The following is a 24,633-nucleotide window of genomic DNA, read 5'->3' as shown; positions in this document are numbered from 1 at the left end:
GAAGTTCGTCCTCACCGGACCGGGACCAATGACCGTCTGACATCTACGTGGTCGCCGATTCGGCACCGCAAATAAGACCGTCGAGATGATGTAGCCCCGCTACACGGCGGCCCAGGCCGTGCTCGACACTCGTGCCGAGACTCCAGCCGTCGAGACCTACGCCGGCTCTCGCATGACACCGACGTGGCGGACAGTTCCGGACACGCCAGGAAGCTCTTGCGGGGCGGACCAGGTGTTGAGTCCGTCCCTGCTATCGGAGTAGAAGTACTTGCCTTCGGTGTAGGCGTCGTAGTAGATCCGCCAGCCACCATCCGGCAACTCGACAACAGCCGGGCCTTCGCGCAGCGTGCCCCAATCGCCGGGCGGAACGAACGAGTACGGTCCGAGCAGCGTCGGAGCGACCGCATGCTCGATGATTTTCTTGGTCTCGTTCTTGGTGAACGCGTGATAGGTCGCTCCGACCTTGACCACTGTGGTGTCGATTCGGTCGGCGCCGATCCCTGCGAGCGGAACAGGCATGCTCCACCTGGTGAGACCCGGGTCGAGCGCCGTCATCAGGTACGGGACGAATCCACCACCCGTCGACATCGACAGAATGACGTTGACGCTGTTGCCATCCACGAACCACTCGGGCGCCCACGCTTTGGTTGTGAACGGCGAGAGTGTCGGTCCGTCCTGGAACCCGGCCGAACCCGAGAACAGCGGGTTCACAGGGCCCTTCCCATCTCCGGTGCCGGGCATCAAGAAGCAGCAGAACGGAACCGGCAAGGACTCCATCGGCGTCCAATTCACGAGGTCCCTGCTGCGCGCGAAGCCGATCTCTGCCCCGCCGCCGGTTGTATAGGTGATGTAGTAGTCACCGTCTGTGTGCCGGAAGATACTCGGGTCACGCACAAGGCCAGAGGGAGGCTGATACGCCGACAGTTGGACGGCGTCGAAATTCGTTGCGTCCGCGGACTGGTAGACGTCCATGTTGCGATCGCTGTCGTTGCTGAACGCCACCATTGTGTATGTCCACGCCGGATCGGCGCCGCTACTCCCTGGTGCAGCGAACAACAAAGTCGCGACAGCGAGTATCACCATCGAGATCGAGGAAAGGCGGGACCGGTTCGTCAGCGTCACCGGAGCAGTATCCAGGAACCAGACGCACCACGCACAACTTTGTTCACAAGTCCGACGCAAATCGTTACCGACTACAGGTCGACATACGTCGCCGGAACCCGCATGGATGGTCTGGGCTACTTGTAGAACCCGTCTCGCAAACTGATTCCATGCTCGACCCAGACCTTGAGTGCCACGAGCATTCCAGTCCACCCTTGACAGTTCCCGAAGGCGTTGGTCGCCCCTGCAGGAGTAGCCGTCCATGACGACTCCGTGATCGTCACCAAAGTGCGAGCTCCATCGTCGATGGATTCGAATTCGAACGTCGTCGTGGTCATCCCGTCCTCGGACGCTGCTGCTTCGCCGTCCCAACGGATGACAAGACGATTCGGCGGCTGAGCGTCGACGACGTGCACCGGGAAAGCTCCTGGGAAATCGTCGAAATCCCAGGTCACCTCGCTGCCCGTTTCGAGCCGACCGCGTGCACCACCTGTAGTGAAGTACTCGGAGAGCTGCTGCGGATCGGCGACGGCTTCGTAGACATCGGCAATGGGTCGTGCGATTCGACCCGACACGGTGAACGAGAGTTCCTTCAATTCGTCATTCATGTTGTATTTTTACAACATGAATGAGGGTGAGCGCAATAGTGACGACGATGACGACCGGGTCTTCAAGGCTCTTGCGTCACCGATTCGGCGGCGCATGCTCGACCTACTCAGGGAGGCTCCGCGAACGACCGGCGAACTGTGCGCACAGCTTTCGGAGATCGATAGAACCACGGTGTTGCAGCACCTGCGGGTGCTCGAAGGCGCAGAGCTCGTGACGGGGCGGAAAGTCGGTCGCGAACGTCACCTGTCCCTCGCACCGCTACCCATCAAGCGCATCTCGGACCGGTGGATCGGGCAGTACGCGCGAGCTGCAGTCGACATGCTCGATCGGCTGGACAGCGGGGAGTAAGCGGCTACCATCCGAACACTCGGCCACCACCGCTTGAAAGGTCCATCCATACGCTCCAAACGGATGGATGGACCTTTCAAGCGGTCTGGGGCGAGCGGTAATCACACGATTCGGGCGAGGCGCCGACGACGGAGAATCGGTAGTTTTGATCGCTACCCACCGATTGCCGAAAGAGGACCCATGGCGCAGCTGACCGGCGTGAAAGTAGCGAACACCGCTCGCGGACCGATCGAGTACGCAATCCGTGGCACGGGCACGCCGGTACTGGTGCTACACGGATCGCCCGGAGGAATCGATGCGGCCGAAGCGATGTCTCGCTTCTTACCGACCGATCGATTCCAGGCCATCTTGCTCTCGCGCCCCGGGTATCTCGGCACCGAACTCGGCGACCGCCTCACCCCTGACGACCAGGCTGATCTATACGCTGCTTTGCTGGACGAACTCGGCATCGACAAGGTCGGCGTCCTGGCGTGGTCGGGGGGAGGTCCGTCGGCATACAGGTTCGTTGCAGTGCATCCGGACAGAGCGAGCGCGTTGGTTGCCATCGCGTGCCTGAGTGAGCAGTGGGTGAATCCGACGCCCGACTTGTCGTCGCGGCTCTTCCAAACCACCCGAATCGGAGACTGGCTGATGAAGAAGCTCGTCGCGCATCAGCCGTTGCAGGTGATCCAGGGTGCAGTGTCCGATGAAAGCTCGCTGAGCGGCGACGAATTCGACGAGCACGTGAAGTACATCGACTCCGACGAGACGAAGAAGCAATTCGTGCTCGATATGGCGCTGACCGCCTCGCAGGCCGGTAGTCGCAAGGCGGGATGGGACAACGACCTGGTCCAGTTCGCCAAGAGCGCCGACCCGGGTTGGGACGCGATCAGCATCCCAACCCTGCTGGTGCAGGGCAGCGCCGATTCGGACGTACTTCCGGAGAACAGCGCAAAAGCGCACTCGGGCATCGCCGGTTCCGAGCTGCTCACGTTGGATCGGGGTACACATTTCGCGTTCTACACCCATCCGGAGTCCGATCGAGCACAGGCGAAGGCGATCGAATACCTAGGGCGTGTCGACTGATAGAGGCATGTTCTGGTTGTCCTTCATCGTCGACACTCGAGTAGCCGAAATATCAAAGGATGGTGCCGATGTCGTGAGCAATGATGTTGTCCATCGCGCGTTCGGCGACTGCGGCGATGGTCATCGATGGGTTGCATGCCGCAGCGTTGCCGGGCATCAACGCTCCATCGAGCACGTACAGCCCACGTTGGCCATGTACACGACCGTCGAGATCGCAGACCGGCCCCATGTTCGCACCGCCCAGCGGATGCCAAGTGGAGGGAACAGCGCATTCGTATCGGTGAGAACGCTTCCCGGTCCGGCGATCCGTCGAACCGTCGGATCGATCGAACCGTTTTGAATGACCGAATCGCCATCTACCGGCCATCGCAGCATGGCCTCCTCGCGCGCGGAATCGTAGCGAAAGTGCCCGCGTCCGTTGCTGACTCCGTAGCCCACGAGCATGGTGCTGCGTGCATCGAACGACACGGGAGGTAGCGACGCTTGGATGACTGTGTGCGCGGAACGCGGGTCGTCCCAGTTCAGGCTGCCGAACACGACAGGACCACCTTGCGGCGCACCGAACTCTTGCTCGAAACTCGTCCACACGTAGATGCGGTCGGCGTTGGTTCCCCAGCCTTGCCCCACATCCTCGGGTAGATCGGGAATAGTCCCGTTGGCGGCTGCGCGCACCAGCATTTTGGTGGTGTTCAAACTCCCTGCTGCCATGATGAGTGCGTTCGCGGTCAGTATCTTGTTCTCCAGAATCGTTCCGTCGGAATCGATTCTGTCGACCGATACGACCCAGCGACCGTCGGCGGCACGTTCGATATCGGTGACGTTGTGCTGGGCCGCCACCGTCACCAGGCCCGTCGCCTCTGCGGCCGCAATGTAAGTGACGTCGACGGAATACTTGCCGCCGTTGTTGACCCCCATGGCACCGTCGCCGTTGGTGTACGACGGTTTCATCACACCTCGGGTCTCGTCCAAGGCGAAGTTCCAGTCGATCGGCATCGGAATCTTCGATACCGGTAGTCCCGCACGCCGTACGTTGTCCGCGAACACCCGTGCGGCGCGATACGTGGGCGTGTCGACCAAGGCGTCGGGCGCTTGCTGCAGCTGCAGCATTCGAGCGACCCGCGGGTAGTGAACCCGATTCATCGTCGTCCAGTCGAGCCCGGACGGAAAGTGCTCCTCGAACACCGACCGAGTCGGTTGAAGGGACATTCCTTGATACACCAGGGACCCGCCACCCACACCTGCCGCGCACAGCGCAGTCATGTTCTCGCCCGCAACAGCCTCGATCAATCCGACGTACGGCTCGAACGGAACAGGCCGACCGAAAAGGTTGGGGCTCGATGAATGCCACAGGAGTCGTTTATCGGGTGCTGTTGCGCGCGGAAATGTCTCGGAATTCGGCCCTGTCGGCCAGCGCTTCCCGCGCTCCAGAACTAGAACAGGAACGCCGGCCTCAGCACAACGCAACGCTGCGACGCCTCCGCCGAACCCCGACCCGATGACAATCACACGATGGTCCTCGCGGGTAAGCGGGATCGGTGCACGGCGTCCGCCCGGTTGCGCATTCGCAACACCTGCGACGGAGACCGTCACACCAGCAGCAGCGGCTGCGGATAGAAAAGTTCGGCGGTTGATAGTTGACACGTTCCCCCCACGTTTCCAAGCCTGGCAAGCACGGAGACGTGAATCACTCCCCCAGGGGCAAAACTAGACACTAGCCAGAACAAGTGTCAACTTATGGCATCCAAGGTCACGAACCGAACGGTAGAACAGGCACCAACCAGCGGCCGAGATATCGGCGGAGATCTTCGTCTGCGTGGATCGACGGGTCATCGAACAGCACGACCGACAGGGCCGCCCGTACGACGATGTCGGTAACGTCGTCGAGTTCCGTCGCAGTCACGTTCGGATCACGCTCGACAAGCGCATCCAGGAAGCGCCGCACGACGGGCCTGGCGCGTCCCATCATTCCCGGATCGAACAGAGGGTTCCCCTCCCGCAAGTACAGCAACGATTGCAGAACCGGGTCCCCATGAAGCACGTCGCGACCGGCGACTATCAATTCGACGACGAACTCGGACGACGTTTCTGCCTTGCCTGCGCGCGTTTCGATACCGCCGACCAAGTCGACGAGTACACCCGTCATCGCTTCGGAAACAAGGTCTTCGCGTGTTCGAAATATTGTGTAGACGGTCTGTCTGGAGACGCCCGCCGCACGTGCTGCCGCCGCAATCGTGACGGCTTCGAAGCCCGACTCGGCGATCAGCCCCAGCGTGGCATCGATGATCTTCCGTCGCGAGCGCATGGTCGATTGTCCCCCACGGGCGGTGGACGCTGAAATGTGGATTCCGCTAGGTTGCCCACACACCCGATGCGCGCATCGCATCCTCGGCCGGGTGCGGTACGCGCATCGAACTGCACGTTACTGGACCGACTTCTGCTTTCCACCGGTGACGAAACCATCGGACCGGAACGCCTCGAGCCGGACGACGGGTTCTGCCGCTTCACCTTTCTGGTCGTGGACGACGCGGTATTCCGCGCTCAGCTGTCGCAGGCTGGCGATGGAGAGTTGCTTCACGTGTTCGGCGGTCTCGGGGTCGGGCTGCTGCTGAGGCCGAAGTTCCACGACGAGGGTGAGCGTCTGGCGTTGCTCCCCGTCGACCTCGCATCGGGCTATGAACCGCCCGGTGAGCCGCGTGGCCAGTGAGATGTGTTCGACAGCCGGCCGGAAGTAGTCCGGGTAGATGTTGACCGCGTTGTAGATCGCGGCGACATCCGTGCGCCCATGGACCAGCAGGTACGACCCGTTCGGATCGATTCCATCTGCGAGCGCTGCATATCCGGCGTGCGTGAGTAGCTCACGGATATCGTTGCCGGTGAGGGTTTCTCCGCGATCGTTGACGCGGTAGCGCACCAGCGGCAGCACTCCCCCGACGGTGAAAAGGAGGTAACCGTCGGAGTCGACTTCGATGTAGGTGAACTCCGGCTCGTACTTCACGAACGCAGGTTGCTGCACGAGTTCCCCTGCAGCATAGTCGCTCCCGAACATCGCTGTGTTGAGCGCCTTGTCACCCGCGGCGCTCGCACGGACGGCGATCGTGGCTGCTGTTTCGTATCCCACGAATCCGACGTCGGTTGCCCCGTACACCACCCGAACGCGGTCGCCCTTCGGATCGTCGAGCATGCCGTGGACGAGCGAACGCCATGCTTCGCTGACTGGTTCGCCGCCGACGATGACTACCACGTTGTGTCGCCGGAGAAGGTCGCCGTAGGTGTCGAGGAGGTCCCGCGCGATCGGCGGATAGGCGAAGATGACGATTTGTTCGTAGCCGTCACCTGCCTCGGAAATCACGTCGGCGATGGCCTCGGGATCCATGCCCGGCGTCGCGATCGACAGGCGATGACCACGCCTGCGAAGCTCGAGCAGCATGGCGTACATGAACGCACCGCCGACGTAGGGCCCTAGAGGAAACGTCACGAGTGCGAGGGTCGATCGGTGTTCGGTATCGGCGCACTCTCGCAGAACATCTCCGAACATCGCTGCGCCGTGGTCCGTACTGCGCTGACCGCGCGACCAGAACGTCGGCTTGCCAGAAGAACCGGCACTGCTCGCGATCGTTTCGACATCTTCCGGACGTCCGGACTGCAGATCCGACAGGATGTTGATCCGCCGATAGGTGTCCTTCGACGTGGGCGGTAGTTGAGCCAGGTCGGTCATCGTAGCGATCGAATCGATCTCGATGCCATGTTCACGGAGCAGACGGCGGTACGCGGGCACCTCGAGGGCGATGGCCCGAACGAGTTGCAACGCTGCGTGTACGGGTGCGTGTGGATCGGCCGTGTTCATGCCGGAACCACCTTTCGATCGTGCCCGCCGCCGTGTAGGCGGTGGACGGGACTCACGGATGGGGACCCGTTCATCCGATCGCGGACCGCCGATGTTCGATTGTTCGAGAAACTCAGAACACTCGGTGAACACCGCCGAACGCGTTCCGACCTACCGGGGGGGTGCATCAGTCCCGGGCATGCCGGGCATCGTCTTCTTCCTGAAGCGCAGCGGCGTACGCCTCCTGCCGTGCAGTGAGATCGAAGGGCTTCTCGCCGATAGCCCCTGCCTGGGCATCGATCGCAGCACACAGATCCGGTCCGGGTGGCTCCCAGCTCGACCCGGACTTCAGGCGATAGAAACCGGAACGGGAGATTCCGAACAGCGTTTGTCCGAGGTAGGCATCGTTCTTACTGTCGGCACGCCGCCGGATCGCGTGATAGGCGGCATCGGTGACTCGTTCGAAGTCTCGACGACGGTCCTCCAGATCTTGTCGCGCGCGAATTCGGCGTAGGTCGTTCTCGGTGACGGGAGGTAACCCGGTAGTTGCGGGAGGCACTCCAGGTCCCGGCCCGGTCGGTGCCGGCTGCGGTGCGCTGTCCAGATGGGTGAGTATCTCGTGGAAGGTGCCGGTGCCGATGACGCGAGGAATGACGTTGAGTTGGTGTCCGAATTCTCGTGCGCGGTCGGCGAACAATGCCGAATCGAGCAATCCGCGGATCAGTTGCGCCGACGTCTGCGGCGGTGCGATGCGGACGAGGTGTGCCAGCTTCTCGTAGTGCCGGTCGTCGGCGCGGCGAAGTATCGCAGTGACTGCGCCTTTGAGTTTGTTGGACGCTTTGACACGGAGATTCTTGTCGAGCGGTGCGAGCGATCCGCACGTAACACCGAGGTGGTCTATCGCGTCGTCGATCTGCCCGGTCTCAGCTTCGATGCGTAGGAATCGAGCAAGGTGCCGAACGCCGGCGACGTCGGTCTCGTAGGTCCCGGTAAGTCGCGGCGCGAATGTCAGCACGTGGACTGTCGGCCACTGGTCGGTGAACGACGTCGGTTCGTGCGCAATGGTTTCGAGGAGGGCGTTCCTGGCTGCCTCGACGATCACCGGTTGTGATCGTCGGTCCGGGTGGGGCGCGATCGCCGGCCCGGGGGCGATGCTCGTCGTGACGAACCGTGAAAACAATGTGATCGCCGATGCGGTCGATCCCCCTTGGCGTGCGCTGATGCCAATGGTGGTCAGCAGGTTCGCTCGACCTTCCGGATTGCTCGACTGATCGAACCATGAGATGAGTTGTTCGATGGTGGGTTTGATGATGTCGCGTTGCATGAGCAAGCGGAGCATGTCGGCGCCTGCTTGCTGGCCGCTGTCCTTGCCTGTGATCAGGTGTTCGGTCCAGCGCGACAGCAGAGAGGAATGCGCCCGCAGACACGTGTGGTTGCCGGCGTGAAGGAGAAGATCTTTGACCGTGCCGGGGCGGCCCACACGGTGGGCGATTGTCAACGCTGCAGGGACGAGCCGATCCGGTTGTTCGTGGGCCCGATCGAGGGCGTGGTCCAGAAAGATGTTCGCGGCCTGGCGGTCGAGTTTCACACCGACATCGATACGAGAGAGGGCGTCGGCTGCACTGGCTGCGGTGGGTTCCTCCCAGACGATCGCGGCCGGAGCGAGTGCGACCAGATAGTTGCCGGTGGTGAACAAGCGGTCATCGTGGCCGTAGGTGCGGATCGAGGCGGAGAGGACATCGCGAACGACGTCCACGGGAATGACCGGATCCATCAAAACCTGTCGCGTGACGGCCGCCCACAACCCGGCGCCTGGAGTGAAGTTCTGATGCTCTGCGGGCAGGTTGCCGTCGAGTCGCGCCGACATAAGGGCGATCAGCGAGGTTCGGGCTGGGGAATGCCGGACGAGGATTTCGGACAGGCAGCCCCGAGCGAGTTGTCGCGGTGCCGCGCCCCCGGACAATGAGAACAATCTGGCGAGCGTCGCGTCGATAGCCCGCCGGTGGGAATCTTGAAGGCGACGAAGAACAAGGCCGACTGCGATCAAGCGCGCGCCGACGATCGGATCGCGATCTCCGCCCTCGTGTTCGAGCCGCGTACACAGCTCGTCCACCCAGGCGAGCCAGGCCCGTTCCCAATCCGGCGTGAGGTGTCCGCGATAGACGTCAGCAGCGACGACGGCTGCGAGAGCATCCCGGACGACTTCTGCGTCGCTGTCTCCGGATCGGTTCTGCACGACCACGATCATGTCTTCGAGAAGACCGATGAACTCTTTGTCTCGCAACGAGTCCCATGAATCGGCAACCATGTACAGATAGCGTGCGACGGTGTGCTTGCCCCGACGTGTCGACTTCTTCTCGGCTTGCTTCGAAGGGTCGGTGAGTCCGTCGATCACCGCGATGACTGCGTCGCGGACGAGATCCGGCGCTACCGGGGCCAGACTCCGAAGAAGGGCGCGGGGTTCACTACTCGAACGAAGGTAGGACTGCTGCGTCCCGGCGAGTTCGGCGTACATTGCGGTGCGGCGGACCAAGGAAGCGATCGCGTCCGAACCGCGTCCCACAAGGTATGCGGCCGTGGTGGCGATGGCGGTGCGCAGCTCGGCCCGCTGAACCCACAGTTGATCCAGATGCTCGGCGACCAGCGCAGTGTGACTGTGGACACGAGGCAAGGTCCGCAGGAACCGGCGGAGCTGATCGTCGGTGACGGCTACGACGACGTCGGCGGTGAGTTCGAGAACGTCGGGGTGATGCGCCCAGACGGTCATGGAGATCGAGATCAGGTGCGGGTGTCCCGTGTCGATGAGGGCCCGACAACACGTGTGCACGGCGGGTCGTGCGATCAGGTCCGCCCAGAGAATGATCAGGGTTTGTTCGACCACAGCGCCGAGAAACAGATCATCAGGCGTCTCGCCCAGTCGCGAGATCAACCGGGGCAGTTCGCTGTCGGCGCCCCGAGCGGCGAGCCCCTTGGCGGCAGCGAACTCGAAGAATGTTTGATGGAGAAACCGAACGCGATCGTCGGTGACGATGAGGACACCGCGCCGAGCCAAGGTCCGAACGTGTCTGTGCAGTTCGGCCTCGTCGAGCGGGTGCGCATTCGATACCGCGGCCTGAGCCGCGCGCCGAACGAGCACGTCGACGGGTGGTTCGGGAGTTCCCAGAGCCAGCATGGCGATAGCCAGGAAACCTGCAGTCCCGGACAGATCATCGGCGGCGTCAGGGGGAACGTCCGGTCCGGAGCGTTGATCGGTGACGATCCGACTCGACCAGAACAAGTTGTACAGGCCGGTGACGTCGAGTTCGAGGTGCGGGAACTGCGGTGCGGCCAAGGAGAACAGGAGTCGCAGCAACAACGGGCTGGTGCACACGTCGTCGACGAGAGTGCCGCGGGCACGCGCGGACTGGATCGCCGCGACCGGATGCGCAGGAACCACCGAGCCGTCGGTAGAGAACTCGGCGATCAAAGCCTCGATCGCAGTGGGAAGTTCGGAATCCGAGGAATACGGGCCGAGGGTGCCCCTGAAACCCAGGTTCGATGGAAGGCTCTGTCCCTCCAATGGTCTCGTGGTCAGAACTACCGGAACTCCCCTCCTTGCGAGCGTCTTGACCAGGTCGATTATGTCGTAGCGCGCAGACGGACTGTGCAGCAGCAGATCTGCGGTGTCGAGGAGCAGTATTGCGCCGGCTCGAGCAGTGACTGCCGACATGATGTCCTCGGTCGAGGTGATGCGCGTGCCGTCATCGGCGCGCTGTAGCCATGTTGCCGAGACGAGCAGCGGATACCGATCGTGCTGTCGGAGTGCTCGGTGCAGCGACCACAACAGGGTCGACTTTCCGTGCCCGGCTTCACCGACGACGATCTGTGGCTCGGATCCGTCGCGGAGGGTACGGTGCAGCAGGGCTTCTTCGATATCGCGGCGCACGTACCAGTCCTCGGTGCCACTGCCGTCGACCCCGCGGACGCCGATATCGAGCCCGCGGACGCCGATATCGTCGAGTAGATGCTGCGACAGACGATTCAATCGATCCCAGTGCACAGAACCAGCAGCGGGGTCGGTCATCCAACCGCACCGCGGATGTGGCTGCGGTATCGCTGCAGCGTCATTGTTCCCGCGTCGCGACACCGGGCATCAACACACGCAGTACCCCGTCGACGACATCGACAGCTGTCTCGGTCGGCCGCGTCAAGCACCGGAAGAGCACATTGTTGGTGAGCAAGGCGGCAACCTCGGCCACCGGCGCCTCGTCGCCGAAGACCCCGGTTTCGCGTCCACGTTCGAGAATCGGGACGACCGCAGACGGTAGATACAAATTCTCCAGGACAGTGGTGACCGTGCTCGGTTGCTGGAACTGTTCGAAACTCAGGGCCAACAGCATTCCCGAGCTCATTGCCCTGTTCTCGATCACGAATTCCCCCAGCGCAATCAGTGTGCGCTGCAACGCGATAGCAGACTCTACCCCCAGACGTTCATCGGCTCGGCGCAAACGGAGAACCCGATCGAACTCCGGCTTCAACGCTGCAACGATGATGTCGACTTTGCTCGGAAACAGACGGCGGAGATCATCGACTCGGATGCGCGCCGCCGCGGCGATGTCGGCCAGGGTGACCAGGAAGTACCCGTTGTCGACGAACAACGACTGCGTCGCTGCGATGACGTCAGCCTCCAGATCGCGACTGAGAGTGTCAGGGACCGCGTTCGGTTCGACCGGTTCGGGTGCAGCGGCGTTCCGGTCCGAGTGCAGTGGGTCGATCGCCCACCGCAGGATCGATTCTGTCGCGGCAGCGACATCTCTGGCAGAGACCGAACCTGGGGTCAGCATTTCACGAAGTGCCAGTCCGTCGAGAAGAGCGCTGAGAACCGTGGACAGGGCGGTGAGCGACAGGGGTTGCCGCACCGACCCTCCCTGGGACTGGATCATCTGACCCACCACGGTCCGAAAGTCTGCGTCGAGGCGTTCGAATTCCGGAGTGACTGCTTTGCGGGCCCCGTCGTGGTCAGCGGCAAGCAATACTGCGACGAGGCGACGCCTCATCAACCCGGAAGTCAAATCTTCGAACAAACTAGACAGTGGACTGGCCGCGTCTCGCGATCCGGTCTGTGGGTAGGCGGCTGCATCGAGTCCCGTGTCGACGGTGAGGTTGTCCAGCAGGTCTGCGACGAACGCTTCCTTGCCACCCGAACCGCCCCCGCGGGAATTACCGGGGTAGGCGTTGTGGAAGGTCTGGTGCGACAGACCGGCATCGTCGACGACCGCAGAGATGGACAGGGATCGCGCGAGATCGGTCATATCGACTTCGCCGAGAAGCCGTAAACCAGCCCGAAGGAACTGCTCGCGGGGGGTCGGCTTGAAGTTCAACGACAACCGCCTCTATGGGACTTGAACGAACCGAATTGGACGCCGAACTATACCAACCGAACAGGTCTTCCGGCATACTGTAGTTCAAACTAAAGGTCACTGTTGGACATACTCGATTTTCGATCTCTACCTCGAAATTGTTTGTGTTGCAGTGCCTTCGCCGCCGTGTTCAAATTGCGCAAGTTCAACAAACCGCGAATCAGGCTGTGCACAACGGTCACGGACGGCAGTTCTGGGTCGACACGCCTGCCGGAGCGGCGGTTGCGACAACGCCGCACTGGAACGCGTGTATATCTCGAGGAGACACAGATGGTGCTGACCACTCATCGACCCCACGTACAGTCGAGAGTCTTGCCGCCCGCCAGTGCACCCACCCCGCGGCCCCCGGCCGGCCCCCGGCCACGTTCCGCTGTCGCGCCAGCGCGTACTCCAGGAACACCGACAGGAGCAGCGCCCGTGGGTATTCCTGCCCCGACCTACGCCAAGCCCGGATTGACCGAGCGTGAAATCACCGTCCTCGAGGTGTGGTTGGACTGTGACTCCAAGACCGACGTCGCGGCCCGTCTCCATATTGCGCTGGGAACGGTCAACACTCACCTGACGCGGATCCGCGGCAAATACACCCGCGTCGGCCGGCCGGCGCCAACCAAAGCGGCCCTCGTGGCCCGGGCCCTGCAGGACGGCATCGTCACCCTCGACGACCTCTGACCGTGGCTGGCTGCAAGATTTAGGAACGGTGGTCGTACCCCGCCATCCACCCGCACGCGGGCAACGGGTTCATCACCGCGAGAAACGCCACGAGAGGCGCGGTCCACGAAGTTGTCGCACCGTGGAGTGCAGGCACGTTCACCCAACAGCGGTGAGCTGTCGTTCCAGCCAGTCCGCGGTCAGCTGATCCCTGTCGACGGGGTTTCCGTTGGCGATGATGGCGCGGACCTGTCTGATGTCCTTGGGAAATCCGATCCCGATGGCTCCCACGAGCATGTCGCCGCGCACTGCACATGCAGTGAACCGCCGATCCTCGATGGAACCGCGGACCAGGACGTAGTCGTCGTCCGCAGTGGTCCACCCTGCGAACTGCAGGTTGACCCCATGCTGATTGGACCAACCCCACGGCACATCGAGATCGCCGACCTCCGCGCCGAGAATCGAGCGTGCAGCCCTCGTCGCCTGGTCGACAGCGCCGTTCCAGTGCTCGCTTCGGTAGGTGCCGCCGAGTAGGCGATTGGGAACCTCGGCGACGTCACCGGCTGCATAGACGTTCGGCGCCGACGTCCTCATGTTCGCGTCCACCAAGACCCCGGAACGGGTGGCGAGACCGAATTCAACGGCTAGCTCGGTATTGGGCACCGACCCGACCGCCAACAGAACCGTTCCCGCAGACCAGGCACGACCGTCCTGTGCCGTGACAAGGGCGGTGCCGTCGTCTCGCCTCTCGATTTGGGAAACGGCAACATCGGTATGAATGGTGATTCCGTTGTCAGCGTGCATATCGACGTACATGCGCGAGATCGATTCAGGGGCAATCCTATTCAGTGGCGCTTTCGCGGCTTCCAGAACAGTGACCTCGGCGCCGAGGGTGCGAGCGGTCGCGGCGGCTTCACACCCGATCAGCCCGCCGCCGATCACCAGCAGCGAACCGGTGCGCGCGAAGTCCTCGCGCAGCGGTTCCACGTCCGCGGCCGTGCGGAGAGTGAAGACCGAACCGGAGCCGAGATCGTCGAGTTGCCGCGCGCGGGAACCTGTCGCGAGAAGCAAGGCGTCGTAGGAGATCGGATCGCCGTCGTCGACGATGACCGAGTCTTCGGAGATCGACAGTGCGGTGACACCGTGGTAAACGTCCACACCGACGACAGGCTCCCCAAGCAGTACTTGCTCCACCGACTTGGTCCCTGCCAAGAGCTCCTTGGACACTGCCGGTCGGCGATAGGTTGCCGATCGGTCGCTACCGATCATCGAAATGGATCCGGCGAATCCCTCGGCCCGCAGAACTTTGGCCGCTGTGTACCCGGCCGCACCATCGCCGACGATCACAATGGAGCGTGGCATCGAAGCACGCAGGTCGCGCTCGCGCCACGGCTCGACCAACGCCTGCATCTTGGATTCGACATCCGATGTCGTCATCACCACTCCCTCCGCATGTCAAATCACTACGAGGTGGACAATACACAGGATTTGTAAGAAATATAGACAAAATGCGTGATTTGTAATGCAACAAGGTCTCGGGACGGGGATGGACCGACGCTGACGGAGTACCGCGCGGGTGTGTAGAGGAAGATCGCCGGTGGGTGCGAGTGGCCGACCAGGCTCATTCTGTTCCCGGCGTCGGGCAGGAAGTGTCGTGTTCGGGCATGGCCCCGTCGACGAGGTAGTCGGTGATGACCTGATATGCACAGGGGTTGACGCCGAGGGTGTAGACACCGTGTCTGCTGCCGTCGACGGTCAGCAGGCGCGCTCGCTCTCCGAATTTGTCGTTCAGCAATTCACCTCCGCGCAGCGGGGTGACTGGGTCACGCTGGTGCTGTGCGATGAGAATGTTTGTCGGGCCGTCGTCGTCGATCTCTACCGACGCTGCTGCTTGAACGATCTCCAACCCTGGGCAGCCGTGTCGTACGAGGCCGGATTGTAGAGCGTGACGAACGTTGACAATCGGAACGCGCGCCCGTCGACGCCGTCGACCGGTGTGTCGTCGAGGCTCTCAGCGAGGGTGAAGTAGCTTTCGCGAACCTGTTGCTCGGTTTCACCGAGTCCGTATTCCTCGTGGTGCTCGGCGGCCCATCGCGCGAAATCCGGAAATGTCTCTTCCATTCCACGTGCATATCTGCGCAGTCCGTCGCGATCGAGGTGGGTGTCGCCGATGTTGCTGTCGAGCACGATTCGATCGGTGGTATCGGGGAACATCGATGCGTAGGCGGCACCGAGTGCGCTGCCGTAGGAATAACCGAGGAAGCTGGCGGTGTCCTCACCGAGCGCTGCCCGGATGCGATCGAGGTCGCGGGCGATGTTGGCTGTGCTCACCTGGCCCAACCGGCCGTCCTGATCTTGTGCCGCGCACCGTTCGGCGACTTCCTGCGCTGTTTTGACCTGCTCGTCGAATGCCGAGCCGTCGTATGCGTACGGCGGGACTGCGCCGTAGTAATGCAGATCGTCGGTGAAGCCGCAGCTGATGGGCGCCGAATGTCCGACTCCGCGGACATCCATGCCGATCAGGTCGTAGCTGTCGAGGACGGCCTGCGGGATTCCTCGATCGACGAGGAAGTTGGGTTGGTCGAGCCCGGTCCCTCCCGGGCCGCCAGGGTTGAGGAGCAGCACTCCGCGCCGCTGCTCCGGATTCAGTGAGGGGAGTCGGGAGATCGTGATGTCGATCTGGGTCCCGTCGGGGTCGTTGTAGTCCAATGGCACGGGCACGGCCGCGCAGAGTAGTTGGGGTGGGCCGTCTTCGGGCTTCTCCACGCCGTCGGGGCAGGCAGCCCAGAGCAGGTTCGCCGCGACATCCGGTTGCAGTGCAACGGAACCGGTCTGCTGGTTCGTGGACGCCGATGGTGGTGAGCAGCCGGCCAGAATCAGGGCTGTCGCGGCTATCGCGACGGTCGTCGCTGCGGCTTGGCGGTTCATTCGCGTCCGCCGAGGTGTTCGGCGAGGAAGCGTTCGACTTCCTTGTAGAAGGTGATGTTGTTCTCGGGGTTGACGAATCCGTGTCCTTCGTCGTCGAAGACGAGGTAATCGACGTCAACGCCCCGCGATCGGAGTGTGTCGACGACGTTGTCGGATTCGGCTCGGGTGACGCGTGCGTCGTTGGCTCCCTGTGCAATCAGCAAGGGCGCCCTGACTGCGTCGAGCCTGGAGATCGGTGAGCGTGCGAGCATGTCGGCTTCCTGCTCAGGGACGCTAGGGTCGCCGACGTAGCGATACCAGTTGTTGACAAGGCCGGCTCGAACGAATGCGGGTTGTGTTCGCATGAAGTTCGCAAGGTCGGAGATCCCGACGGCGTCGATCGCTGCCGCGAAGACGTCGGGCGTGAAGGTGGCACCGACGAGCGCCGAATACCCACCGTAGGAACCGCCCATGATGGCGACGCGTTCGCGGTCCGCGTATCCCTGTGCGACCGACCAGTCCACGGCGTCGATCAGGTCGTCGTGCATCTTGCCGGCGAACTCGCCTACCGCGGCGTTGGTGTGGGCTTTCCCGTAGCCTGTCGATCCGCGGAAGTTCACCTGCAGCACCGCGTAACCCCGGTTCGCGAGCATCTGGACGATCGAGCTGAAGGTCCACGAGTCTCGGTACCACGGGCCGCCGTGCACCAACAGCACCATCGGCAACCGTTCTGGTTCGACACCCAGCGGCAGCGTCAAATAGGACGGCAGGTCCAGTCCGTCACGTGCGGAGATCGTTACCGGTGTCATCGGCGCCATCGCGCCGGGGTCCAGGTGCGGGAACGGCCGAAACAGCTGCCGGCTCGCTCCGGTGGTGTGGTCGTAGACGTAGGTGACGGACGGGTCGCGGTCGTGCACGAAACTGACGGTCCACCTCTCACCGCTCTTGTCGGAAGTCAGCTCGCCGATGTCACCGTCCGAGAGCTGTTCGAGGTTCTTCACGACCTCGGCGAAGTGCGGGTCCACCGCGTGGATCACCTGCCGTTCACCTAGATACCGAACTCCGAGCAGTTCGCCGGTTGCACTGTCACAGATCAACGGCGACGACGTCTGTGCGACGGCACGCCGCGCGGCGTCGAGCTCGAGCGTCGGGTGGGAGTCGACGAGGGACTCCTCGCCGGTGGCCAGGTCGACGCGCACCAGGTACGTCAGGTCGCGTCCGCGGGTCGATCCCATCCACAGCCCGGTTCCATCCGGCGTGATCTGGGTCGGGTTGATTCCCATCGGATAGTCGGTGCCGGCGAACGACTTGATCAATCTCGCGGGACCCGACTCCCCCAATCGGGAGATATCGAGGTTGCCCTCGGAAGTCAGTGCAAAGACCAACATCTCACCGTCCGCGGCTCGCATCAGGTTCTGACCGTTACCCGGGCTCCGTCCGATCATGGAGAGGTCACGCGTCGTCACGTCCAACTCGTACAAGTCGAACTCGGCGGCGCTTCTCGCGTTCAGCAGTACGGTGTAGACGCCCGGGCGGCCGCTTACGGACTCGAGCCCGATCGCCCGAGCCCCAGGAAACGGTGTCAGATCGACGGCGGTTGATTCGGGGTCGTCGAGGTCGACGCGATAGACGTGATGGTTCTCGTCACCACCCGAGTCCTGCAGATACAGCATCCAACGGGGGTCGTCGGTCCACAGGAAGTCCATGACGCTGCGGGTCTCGTCGGCGGTGACACATCGGGCATCGGTGTCGGTGGAGAGGTCCGGTGCGATGTCCTGCGTCCATACGTTGAGGCGGTTCTTCCACGGCGCGAGGAAGGCGATCTTGGTGCCATCCGGCGAGATCGCGGCGCCGGTTCGGACGGGTGGGCCGAAGAAGTCTTCGATCGAGATCAGTTCGGGTGCAGTCATTGCAGGTCCTTTCAGAGGGTGCAGCGGGTTTCTGCTGGTGGTGATGTCAGGTCTAGGAGGTAGTCGGCGACGATGCCGTTGACACAGGGGTTTGTGCCCCCGAACGCGACGGTGTGCCGTTCGCCATCGACGGTCAACAGCGATCCACCGAGGGTGTTCGCGAGACTGACGCCGCCTTCGTACGGTGTGGACGGGTCACCGGTGATGGAGATGGTCAGAGTGTCGGGCAGACCCTCGATGTCGGTCGCGTACGGGAGATCGAGAGTCGGCTGTGCGGGCCAGAATTCGCAGGGATCTCGAGCGCCGTCGGGTCCGAGGCCCGCGTCGGTGAACGGTGCTATCTCCTGGATCCTGCGCTTGAGCTCGACTTCCTGCTCCGGAGTGTTGCGGTTTTCATCCATGCAATTGATGGCGTACAGCGCCTCGGGGAAGTTCGGATAGGTGCCGTCGGCGTCGCGCCCACCGAAGACATCGAGGATCTTCAGCATCGTGTCGGCCTGTCCGGCCTGAACTTCCGCGATCCCGGCTGTGATGACCGGCCATACCGTCGAGTCGTAGAGGCCCGCGGTCACCGCCCCGTAGGCAGCGTCGAAGTCCAATACTCTGCCGTCCGCGGTGACGATGGGGTCGTCGATGAGGGGTCTGACGATGTCCTGGAAGTTCTCCACAGCTTCGCCAGGGTCGGTCCCGAGCGGGCAGTCGGGCGTCACCGCGCAGGCCGTCGCCATCTCGTCGAACGATCGTTGAAAGCCGGTGAACTGATCGATTCTTCGGTCGAAGGTGCGCTGCCGTGGATCGATGGCCCCGTCGAGAACCATAGCCCGCACGTTCTCTGGGAACATCTCGGCGTACACCGCCCCGAGTCGGGTTCCGTAGCTCTGGCCGAGGTAGCTCAGCTTGTCATCGCCGAGCACTGCGCGAAGCACGTCCAAGTCTCGTGCAGCATCACGGGTTCCGACGTGCGCGAGTACGTCGCGGCCACCCGACCGATCTGCGCATTGTTCGACCAATCGACGAGAACCGTCCTCGGACAACGTTCTCGACCCGGCGACCACCGTCGTGTAGGTGTCTCCTGCTTCGTTCTGCTGGTCTGTGAAGCAATCGATCGCAGGTGTGGACGCACCGACCCCGCGAGGGTCGAACCCGACAAGATCGAATCTTTCGGTGAGCGAACTGTCCGCGAGTGTCGTGGCTCCCGCTGCGGCCATGCTCATTCCCGGGCCACCGGGTCCCCCGGGGTTCATCAGCAGAGAGCCGATCCTGTCCCCTGTGGCCGGCACTTTCAAGAGCGCGATGTGCGCCGTCCGGCCGGAGGGGTCGTCGTAGTTCAGTGGGACCTCCACCCGGGCGCATCGGAACGCCGGGTCGCTCGCGAACGCGTCTTCGTCGGCTGACGTCGTGCCGTACCCCTCGCACGGCTCGAAAGCCACCTCCTGCTTGTAGAAGCTCTGTAGGTCGGGCTGTGGTTCGGGCTGGGTCTGCGGCTGACTGCACCCACCGAGCACCAGGAGCGAAATCGACACCGAGGCGGCGATCGCTACTGGTCTGGACGTGTATCTGGGCATTGTCGATCAACTCCGATCAGTTGGATGTCTTCAGGTTCCGCGAGATTCGACGCATCACGGGCAATCGATTTCAGCTGACGAACTGCTTGTTGGAGCGGCGAAATGCCCACACGGTCACGAGGACAGCGAGCGCGAACATCGGAGTGCCCATCGCGATCTTCGCGAAAGCAAGCCAGCCCGTAGCGTCGGCGTCGTACAGCCAGTCCTGCACGATGTAGCGCGCCGCGAACAACACCGTGAACGCCAGAGTCGCCAGATCATGGGCACGGAGCACCGACGGGTCAGCCCGCCAGTCGTACTTGTTGCGGTGCAGCACGTTCCAGAGCAGCCCAGTAAGGGGTCGTCGCACGAGCAGCGACACGAACACGGCCAACGCGCATACCAGGCTGGTCCAGATACCGATGAGGAAGTAGCCTCCGGCACTACCGGTCCATGCCGCGACACCACCGGCCGCGATGACCCCGACGAGGCCGCCGCTGGCCTGCGCGATCGGCTCACCACGCTTGACTCTGAAAGCGGTGAGCACGAGGGCGACAACGACGGCCACGCCGATGGCAGCGGGCAGTGCAGCGAGCGCGTTGCCGATCACGAACGCGACCACCGGTATCGCGGTGTAGATCATCCCGCTCGTACCGCCCATATTGTTCAGCAGCACCTGCGTAGCGTCGATGTCCTTCGCATCTTCCTGTACCGACGTCGTCATCACGTCCTCCTCGGTTGGTCCTCCGCTGGGTTGCTTTCTCACAACTGCCAGAGTCGTCGAGGTGGACGTCCGAAAACAGTGCATACGAACACCGGTTGCTGTTACACCGTCACCGATCGGCCATGACAAATGTCATTATGCCGCCACAGCTTTCGCTTCAGGCGTCGTCGACCGACCTCAGTAGCATCTCACCGATTCTCCGGTGCACCTCATCCGTATCATCTTCTGTTGCAACAACACTGAGGAAGAGCGAAGCACCGGCCGCCAGTGCGATCAGTGCGCGCGCATCGAGCTCGGCGTCTGCTGGGTCTCGAGATGTCCCTGCCGAGAACAGTTCGGCCGGCGGGCCACTGAAGCTCTGCCACAGTTGACTCCGTAGGCCTTCGTTGCGAATGAACGTGTTGAGCAACCCCGGAACGGCCGCGCGAACCTCGGGCATTGCGAAGATCTCGCGACTTCCCGACGCAACCCATCGCACCCACCCATCCGTATCGGCGCCCTCGAAGGGGCCGAGATCAGGGGTGGCACCGAGAATTGCGTGGAGCACCAGTTCAGCTTTCGAGGACCATCGACGGTCGATCGTGCTGCGGCCTACTCCCGCACGCGCGGCAATCCCGCGCACGCTCAGGTCGTCCCAACCGAGCTCGACCAGTAGCTCTCGAGTGGCACCGAGCACCCTGTCGTCGATGGTGGCGTCTCGGGGTCGACCCGGCTTCGCTGCGTCGGCGTCGTCAGGTTTCGTCGATTCAGTCACTCGGTCCGCCCGCTCCCCCTATTATGAGGCCACTGGCATCGAAATACTCGGCACGGGAGACAGTGCATGGTCGAACACGACACACCCGCGGCACTGTCACGCCGCCGTTTCTTCGGTGCGGCAGCGGTCGTCGCGGTGTCCGCGACGGCGCCGTCCGCGTGGACTCCGGTAGCGGCTGCGCCAGGTGGCGACGCCTCGCTCCAGGTTCCACCCGACTTCCCTCCCGGCATCGATCTCTACCAACAGAGCTACGAGAACTGGTCCAAAGAAATCCATTTCGACAGGGTCTGGACATGCGCACCGCGCGACGAACGACAGGTGGTGAACCTGGCCAACTGGGCTGCGGGGCACGGATACACCCTACGTGCACGCGGCTCGATGCACGGCTGGAGTCCGCTGACCGTCGTACCCGGTCACCCCGTCGACAGAGTGATCCTCGTGGATACCACCAGATATCTGACCGGTGTAAGCGTCGACCTCACTGGAACTCCGGCCACCGTCACCGCGCAGGGCGGCGCAAGCCTGATGGCCATTCTGACCGCCCTGGAAGCTGTCGGACTCGGCTGGGCAAGCATCCCCGCCATCGGCGACATCACCATCGGCGGTGCTCTCGCCATCGACGCACACGGCGCCACCGCCCCGGCCAACGGCCAGCGCCCGTCACCGGGACTGAGCTTCGGCTCTGTGAGCAATCTCGTCACCGCGCTCACTGCCATCGTCTGGGACGAGTCCTCCGGCGAATACACCGCTCGAACCTTCGCGCGCTCCGACCCTGGCATCCTTCCACTTCTCACCCACCTCGGACGAACGTTCATCACCTCCGTGACGCTTCAGGCCGGCGCCGATCGGCATGTGCGATGTCAGAGCATCCTCGATATCGGGTGGCAAGAACTATTCGCGCCCTCAGCTGCCGCGGGCCGGACCTTCGAGAAGTTCCTCGCCGCGTCGGGAAGCGTCGAAGCGACCTGGTTCCCGTTCACCGACTCACCATGGGAAAAGGTGTGGACCGACGAACCGGAGCGCCCTATCGACTCGAGGGGAGGTCACCGGGCCCTACAACTACGCCTTCTCCGACATGCTTCCCGAGCCACTCACGGACGGACTCGGTTCCGTTGCACCGTATCTCGGGGCGTCGACTCCGGCCTTCTCCGCATCGCAGCTGGGTGCCGTCACGGCCGGGCTCGCGCTCACCGGTACCGCCGACATCTGGGGCACGTCGAAGAACGTCCGGTTCTATCTGCGCGCAGACACGCTGCGTGTCACCGCGGGCGGTGGTGTCGTGCTCGCCCGCCGCTCCGACGTTGCCGCGGTCATCAACGACATGACGAACTGGCTCTTCGAACGCCTTCAGCACTACAGCTCGCTTGGCCGGTATCCGGTCAACGGTCCGTTCGAGGTAAGACTGTGCGGTCTGGACGACGTCATCGATGTCGACAGCGCCGGGCCGCCGTCCATATCTGCACTGTCCCCCGCGATCGAGCACCCGGAATGGGACACAGCGATCTGGATGAACGTCGTCTCCATCCCTGGCACACCAGGAATGCACACATTCTTTCGAGAAATGGAACAGTGGATGCACCAACACTATTCAGGGTCACGCTGGACGATACGGCCGGAGTATTCCAAGGGCTGGGCTTTCACGGACGAACGCTCTCATGCCGACGTGCAATTTCTCACCGATACCCTCCCCTCCCGGTACAGCGAGTGGGACACTGCATCCGAAGCACTCGACGCCTACGATCCACACAGGATCTTCCGAAACCCGTTCCTCGACAGAGTGATGCCATGAAGATCTTCGAACCCGCAGCCATCGGCCCGATCACCCTGCGCAATCGCGTCGTCAAGGCGGCAACATTCGAGGGCCGGACACCGAACGCTCTCGTCACCGAGGAGCTGATCGACTTCCACCGAGCCTTCGCCGCTGGCGGAGTCGGCATGACCACCGTTGCCTACTGCGCATCCTCACCCGAGGGCAGAACCGATCGCCACCAGATGTGGATGCGTGAGGAAGCAGTGCTGGGACTGGTCCGTCTGACCGACGGTGTGCACTCCGAAGGTGCCGCAATTTCAGCCCAAATCGGGCATGCGGGGCCCGTCGCGAACTCGAAATCCAACCGTGCCACCGCGCTGGCACCAACGTGGCAGATCAGCCCGTTGAGCCTCCGTTTGACGAGATCTGCCACGAAGTCCGACATCGATCGCATCGTCGCCGATCATGCGAAGGCTGCCCGCATCGCTGTCACAGCAGGGTTCGATGCCGTCGAATTGCATTTCGGCCACAACTATTTCGTCAGTGCATTTCTCAGCCCGGCCCTGAACCGGCGATCCGACCAATTCGGCGGAAGCCTCGACAATCGTGCTCGCGTCGCGCGCGCTGTGGCGTCGGCCGTCCGAGCGGAGGTCGGCGCCGAGATCGCGGTGACGGCGAAGCTCAACATGGACGACGGTGTACCCGGCGGGTTCTGGCTCGACGAGAGCCTAACGGTCGCGCAGTGGCTCGAGGCCGACGGTTCGCTCGATGCACTCGAACTCACCGCGGGCAGTTCGCTGAAGAATCCGATGTACCTTTTCCGTGGGGACGCGCCGCTACGCGATTTCGCAGCGTCGTACCCGCAGCCGCAACGTGCCGGAATTCGTCTGGTCGGCAGCAAGTTTCTGCGCAGCTACCCGTACCGCGAGGCGTATCTCCTCGATCAGGCTCGACAGTTCCGCAGCGTCGTGAAACTTCCTCTCATACTGCTGGGCGGCATCTCTACACGGGCAACGATGGACCTGGCTATGGCCGAGGGCTTCGAATTCGTCGCCATGGCACGCGCACTCCTTCGCGAACCCGATCTGATCAACCGCATGGAGAACGACGAGAGCTCCACGTCCCTATGCATTCACTGCAACCGGTGCATGCCGACGATCTACAGCGGCACACGGTGCGTGCTCGCCCACGAAGGAGACCGAAGATGAATCGGTTGAGTGGACGAGTTGCGCTCGTCAGCGGCGCTGCGCGCGGTATGGGACTGAGCCACTGCCGCGCCATGGTCGCCGAGGGCGCGCAGGTAGTGCTGGGCGACATTCTCGACGACGAAGGACGCGCTGCTGCCGAGTCTCTCGGCGACGCCGCACTGTACGTCCACCTCGATGTGACGTCCCCGGAGAGCTGGGAACAGGCGGTACGGCTGACAAACGAAACATTCGGTCCTCCAACGGTACTCGTCAACAACGCCGGAATAGTCAACGGTAACCTCATCACAGCGTTCGACCCCGAGGAGTGGCGCCGGATCGTGGACATCAACTTGACCGGGACGTTTCTCGGTATCCGTGCGTGCGCCCAGACGATGATCGACGCCGGCGGCGGCTCCATCGTCAACATCTCCTCGGTCGAAGGGTTCAGGGGAAGCCCCGGTCTCCACGGTTACACCGCCACGAAGTTCGCCGTGCGTGGGCTCACCAAATCGGTCGCCCTGGAACTCGCTCCGCACAAGATCCGCGTCAACTCGGTCCACCCCGGATTCGTCAAGACCCCTATGACCGACGGCATCCCCGAGGACTTCCTGCAGATCCCGTTGGGCCGCGGAGCCGACGCGTCCGAGGTCGGTGCGATGGTCGTCTTCCTCGCCAGCAATGAATCCTCGTACTCCACCGGCTCCGAGTTCATCGTCGACGGCGGCCTGATGGCGGGGGTACCGCACCGGACGTTCGATTAGATCGGAACCAGCCTCCGAAACCTGCAGTAGGCTGCAGCGAAACTATCGCGCGCGAGCGCTCGGGAGTGACAGAATTCCCTCTGCTCTACCGAGGTGCGTGTTC

At 62.9% G+C, this 24,633-nt stretch carries 19 protein-coding genes and 2 pseudogenes; 6 read left to right on the top strand and 15 right to left on the bottom strand.

Features of this window, described 5'->3' with window-relative positions; translation table 11 throughout:
- Window positions 1-156: 156 nt before the first annotated feature.
- Together WDS16_RS02645 and WDS16_RS02640 are read right to left on the bottom strand one after the other, a co-directional pair.
- The gene (locus WDS16_RS02645; protein ID WP_338893230.1) at window positions 157-1,083 is read right to left on the bottom strand and encodes a glycoside hydrolase family 43 protein; all 927 of its coding nucleotides are present in this window, start codon (window positions 1,081-1,083) and stop codon (window positions 157-159) included.
- A 155-nt stretch (window positions 1,084-1,238) separates the two neighbouring features.
- Complete coding sequence (locus WDS16_RS02640; protein WP_338890278.1) at window positions 1,239-1,709, bottom strand: SRPBCC domain-containing protein; 471 nt, start codon at window positions 1,707-1,709, stop codon at window positions 1,239-1,241.
- A 16-nt stretch (window positions 1,710-1,725) separates the two neighbouring features.
- On the opposite strand from WDS16_RS02640, the gene WDS16_RS02635 reads away from it, so the two are divergent.
- Together WDS16_RS02635 and WDS16_RS02630 are read left to right on the top strand one after the other, a co-directional pair.
- Entirely contained in the window at window positions 1,726-2,058 is a 333-nt protein-coding gene (locus WDS16_RS02635; RefSeq protein ID WP_422395748.1) for an ArsR/SmtB family transcription factor, read from the top strand.
- 180 nt (window positions 2,059-2,238) lie between these two features.
- The gene (locus WDS16_RS02630; RefSeq protein WP_338890273.1) at window positions 2,239-3,123 is read left to right on the top strand and encodes an alpha/beta hydrolase; all 885 of its coding nucleotides are present in this window, start codon (window positions 2,239-2,241) and stop codon (window positions 3,121-3,123) included.
- A 52-nt stretch (window positions 3,124-3,175) separates the two neighbouring features.
- Here WDS16_RS02630 and WDS16_RS02625 read toward each other — a convergent pair.
- The 5 genes and pseudogenes from WDS16_RS02625 to WDS16_RS02605 form a co-directional block, all read right to left on the bottom strand.
- Window positions 3,176-4,764 (bottom strand): annotated as a pseudogene (locus WDS16_RS02625) (GMC oxidoreductase).
- 106 nt (window positions 4,765-4,870) lie between these two features.
- Entirely contained in the window at window positions 4,871-5,425 is a 555-nt protein-coding gene (locus WDS16_RS02620) for a TetR/AcrR family transcriptional regulator (protein ID WP_338890272.1), read from the bottom strand.
- Window positions 5,426-5,542: 117 nt separating this feature from the next.
- Entirely contained in the window at window positions 5,543-6,967 is a 1,425-nt protein-coding gene (locus tag WDS16_RS02615; protein WP_338890270.1) for a hypothetical protein, read from the bottom strand.
- Window positions 6,968-7,133: 166 nt separating this feature from the next.
- The gene (locus WDS16_RS02610; RefSeq protein ID WP_338890269.1) at window positions 7,134-11,009 is read right to left on the bottom strand and encodes a hypothetical protein; all 3,876 of its coding nucleotides are present in this window, start codon (window positions 11,007-11,009) and stop codon (window positions 7,134-7,136) included.
- A gap of 40 nt (window positions 11,010-11,049) precedes the next feature.
- Window positions 11,050-12,306, bottom strand: a complete 1,257-nt coding sequence (locus WDS16_RS02605) for a hypothetical protein (protein WP_338890268.1) — start codon at window positions 12,304-12,306, stop codon at window positions 11,050-11,052.
- Window positions 12,307-12,762: 456 nt separating this feature from the next.
- On the opposite strand from WDS16_RS02605, the gene WDS16_RS02600 reads away from it, so the two are divergent.
- Complete coding sequence (locus WDS16_RS02600; RefSeq protein ID WP_422395747.1) at window positions 12,763-13,014, top strand: LuxR C-terminal-related transcriptional regulator; 252 nt, start codon at window positions 12,763-12,765, stop codon at window positions 13,012-13,014.
- 138 nt (window positions 13,015-13,152) lie between these two features.
- On the opposite strand, the gene WDS16_RS02595 is transcribed toward WDS16_RS02600, so the two are convergent.
- The 8 genes from WDS16_RS02595 to WDS16_RS02560 form a co-directional block, all read right to left on the bottom strand.
- Window positions 13,153-14,430: an NAD(P)/FAD-dependent oxidoreductase gene (locus WDS16_RS02595; RefSeq protein WP_338890266.1), complete on the bottom strand. Its 1,278-nt coding sequence runs from the start codon at window positions 14,428-14,430 to the stop codon at window positions 13,153-13,155.
- 184 nt (window positions 14,431-14,614) lie between these two features.
- The gene (locus tag WDS16_RS02590) at window positions 14,615-14,899 is read right to left on the bottom strand and encodes an alpha/beta hydrolase (protein ID WP_338890264.1); all 285 of its coding nucleotides are present in this window, start codon (window positions 14,897-14,899) and stop codon (window positions 14,615-14,617) included.
- Window positions 14,869-15,921 carry an alpha/beta fold hydrolase gene (locus WDS16_RS02585; RefSeq protein ID WP_338890263.1) on the bottom strand — a complete coding sequence of 351 codons (1,053 nt, stop codon included), beginning with the start codon at window positions 15,919-15,921 and terminating at the stop codon, window positions 14,869-14,871. The genes WDS16_RS02590 and WDS16_RS02585 overlap by 31 nt, the downstream gene beginning before the upstream one ends.
- Window positions 15,918-17,810, bottom strand: a complete 1,893-nt coding sequence (locus WDS16_RS02580; RefSeq protein ID WP_338890261.1) for a S9 family peptidase — start codon at window positions 17,808-17,810, stop codon at window positions 15,918-15,920. The genes WDS16_RS02585 and WDS16_RS02580 overlap by 4 nt, the downstream gene beginning before the upstream one ends.
- An 11-nt stretch (window positions 17,811-17,821) precedes the next feature.
- A complete protein-coding gene (locus tag WDS16_RS02575; protein ID WP_338890259.1) occupies window positions 17,822-19,375 on the bottom strand; it encodes an alpha/beta hydrolase in 1,554 nt (517 codons plus the stop codon).
- A gap of 70 nt (window positions 19,376-19,445) precedes the next feature.
- Entirely contained in the window at window positions 19,446-20,078 is a 633-nt protein-coding gene (locus WDS16_RS02570) for a DUF3159 domain-containing protein (protein ID WP_338890257.1), read from the bottom strand.
- A gap of 157 nt (window positions 20,079-20,235) precedes the next feature.
- Entirely contained in the window at window positions 20,236-20,832 is a 597-nt protein-coding gene (locus tag WDS16_RS02565; protein WP_338890255.1) for a helix-turn-helix domain-containing protein, read from the bottom strand.
- A 96-nt stretch (window positions 20,833-20,928) separates the two neighbouring features.
- A complete protein-coding gene (locus WDS16_RS02560; protein ID WP_338893645.1) occupies window positions 20,929-21,108 on the bottom strand; it encodes a hypothetical protein in 180 nt (59 codons plus the stop codon).
- Between WDS16_RS02560 and WDS16_RS02555 the strand changes: the two are divergent.
- From WDS16_RS02555 to WDS16_RS02545, 3 genes and pseudogenes are all read left to right on the top strand, one after another.
- Window positions 21,061-22,621, top strand: a pseudogene (locus WDS16_RS02555) (cholesterol oxidase substrate-binding domain-containing protein). The gene WDS16_RS02560 and the pseudogene WDS16_RS02555 overlap by 48 nt on opposite strands.
- Window positions 22,618-23,790 (top strand): NADH:flavin oxidoreductase, encoded by a 1,173-nt coding sequence (locus tag WDS16_RS02550; protein WP_338890253.1) that lies wholly within the window; start codon window positions 22,618-22,620, stop codon window positions 23,788-23,790. Before WDS16_RS02555 ends, WDS16_RS02550 begins: the two are co-directional and overlap by 4 nt.
- Complete coding sequence (locus tag WDS16_RS02545) at window positions 23,787-24,530, top strand: glucose 1-dehydrogenase (protein WP_338890251.1); 744 nt, start codon at window positions 23,787-23,789, stop codon at window positions 24,528-24,530. The genes WDS16_RS02550 and WDS16_RS02545 overlap by 4 nt, the downstream gene beginning before the upstream one ends.
- Window positions 24,531-24,633 lie beyond the last annotated feature (103 nt).

The organism is Rhodococcus sovatensis (genome assembly GCF_037327425.1).
Taxonomy (GTDB): Bacteria; Actinomycetota; Actinomycetes; order Mycobacteriales; family Mycobacteriaceae; genus Rhodococcoides; species Rhodococcoides sovatense.
The sequence above is the reverse complement of the archived record's forward strand: the minus strand, read 5'-3'. Positions and strand labels throughout refer to the sequence as shown.

Coding starts and splice junctions, on each gene's coding strand:
- WDS16_RS02550 (WP_338890253.1), top strand. CDS start 22,618: ATGAAGATCTTCGAACCCGCAGCCATCGGCCCGATCACCCTGCGCAAT.
- WDS16_RS02585 (WP_338890263.1), bottom strand. CDS start 15,921: ATGAACCGCCAAGCCGCAGCGACGACCGTCGCGATAGCCGCGACAGCC.
- WDS16_RS02630 (WP_338890273.1), top strand. CDS start 2,239: ATGGCGCAGCTGACCGGCGTGAAAGTAGCGAACACCGCTCGCGGACCG.
- WDS16_RS02645 (WP_338893230.1), bottom strand. CDS start 1,083: ATGGTGATACTCGCTGTCGCGACTTTGTTGTTCGCTGCACCAGGGAGT.
- WDS16_RS02560 (WP_338893645.1), bottom strand. CDS start 21,108: ATGGATTTCTTTGGACCAGTTCTCGTAGCTCTGTTGGTAGAGATCGAT.
- WDS16_RS02610 (WP_338890269.1), bottom strand. CDS start 11,009: ATGACCGACCCCGCTGCTGGTTCTGTGCACTGGGATCGATTGAATCGT.
- WDS16_RS02580 (WP_338890261.1), bottom strand. CDS start 17,810: ATGACTGCACCCGAACTGATCTCGATCGAAGACTTCTTCGGCCCACCC.
- WDS16_RS02640 (WP_338890278.1), bottom strand. CDS start 1,709: ATGAATGACGAATTGAAGGAACTCTCGTTCACCGTGTCGGGTCGAATC.
- WDS16_RS02635 (WP_422395748.1), top strand. CDS start 1,726: ATGAATGAGGGTGAGCGCAATAGTGACGACGATGACGACCGGGTCTTC.
- WDS16_RS02575 (WP_338890259.1), bottom strand. CDS start 19,375: ATGCCCAGATACACGTCCAGACCAGTAGCGATCGCCGCCTCGGTGTCG.
- WDS16_RS02615 (WP_338890270.1), bottom strand. CDS start 6,967: ATGAACACGGCCGATCCACACGCACCCGTACACGCAGCGTTGCAACTC.
- WDS16_RS02545 (WP_338890251.1), top strand. CDS start 23,787: ATGAATCGGTTGAGTGGACGAGTTGCGCTCGTCAGCGGCGCTGCGCGC.
- WDS16_RS02620 (WP_338890272.1), bottom strand. CDS start 5,425: ATGCGCTCGCGACGGAAGATCATCGATGCCACGCTGGGGCTGATCGCC.
- WDS16_RS02595 (WP_338890266.1), bottom strand. CDS start 14,430: ATGACGACATCGGATGTCGAATCCAAGATGCAGGCGTTGGTCGAGCCG.
- WDS16_RS02570 (WP_338890257.1), bottom strand. CDS start 20,078: ATGACGACGTCGGTACAGGAAGATGCGAAGGACATCGACGCTACGCAG.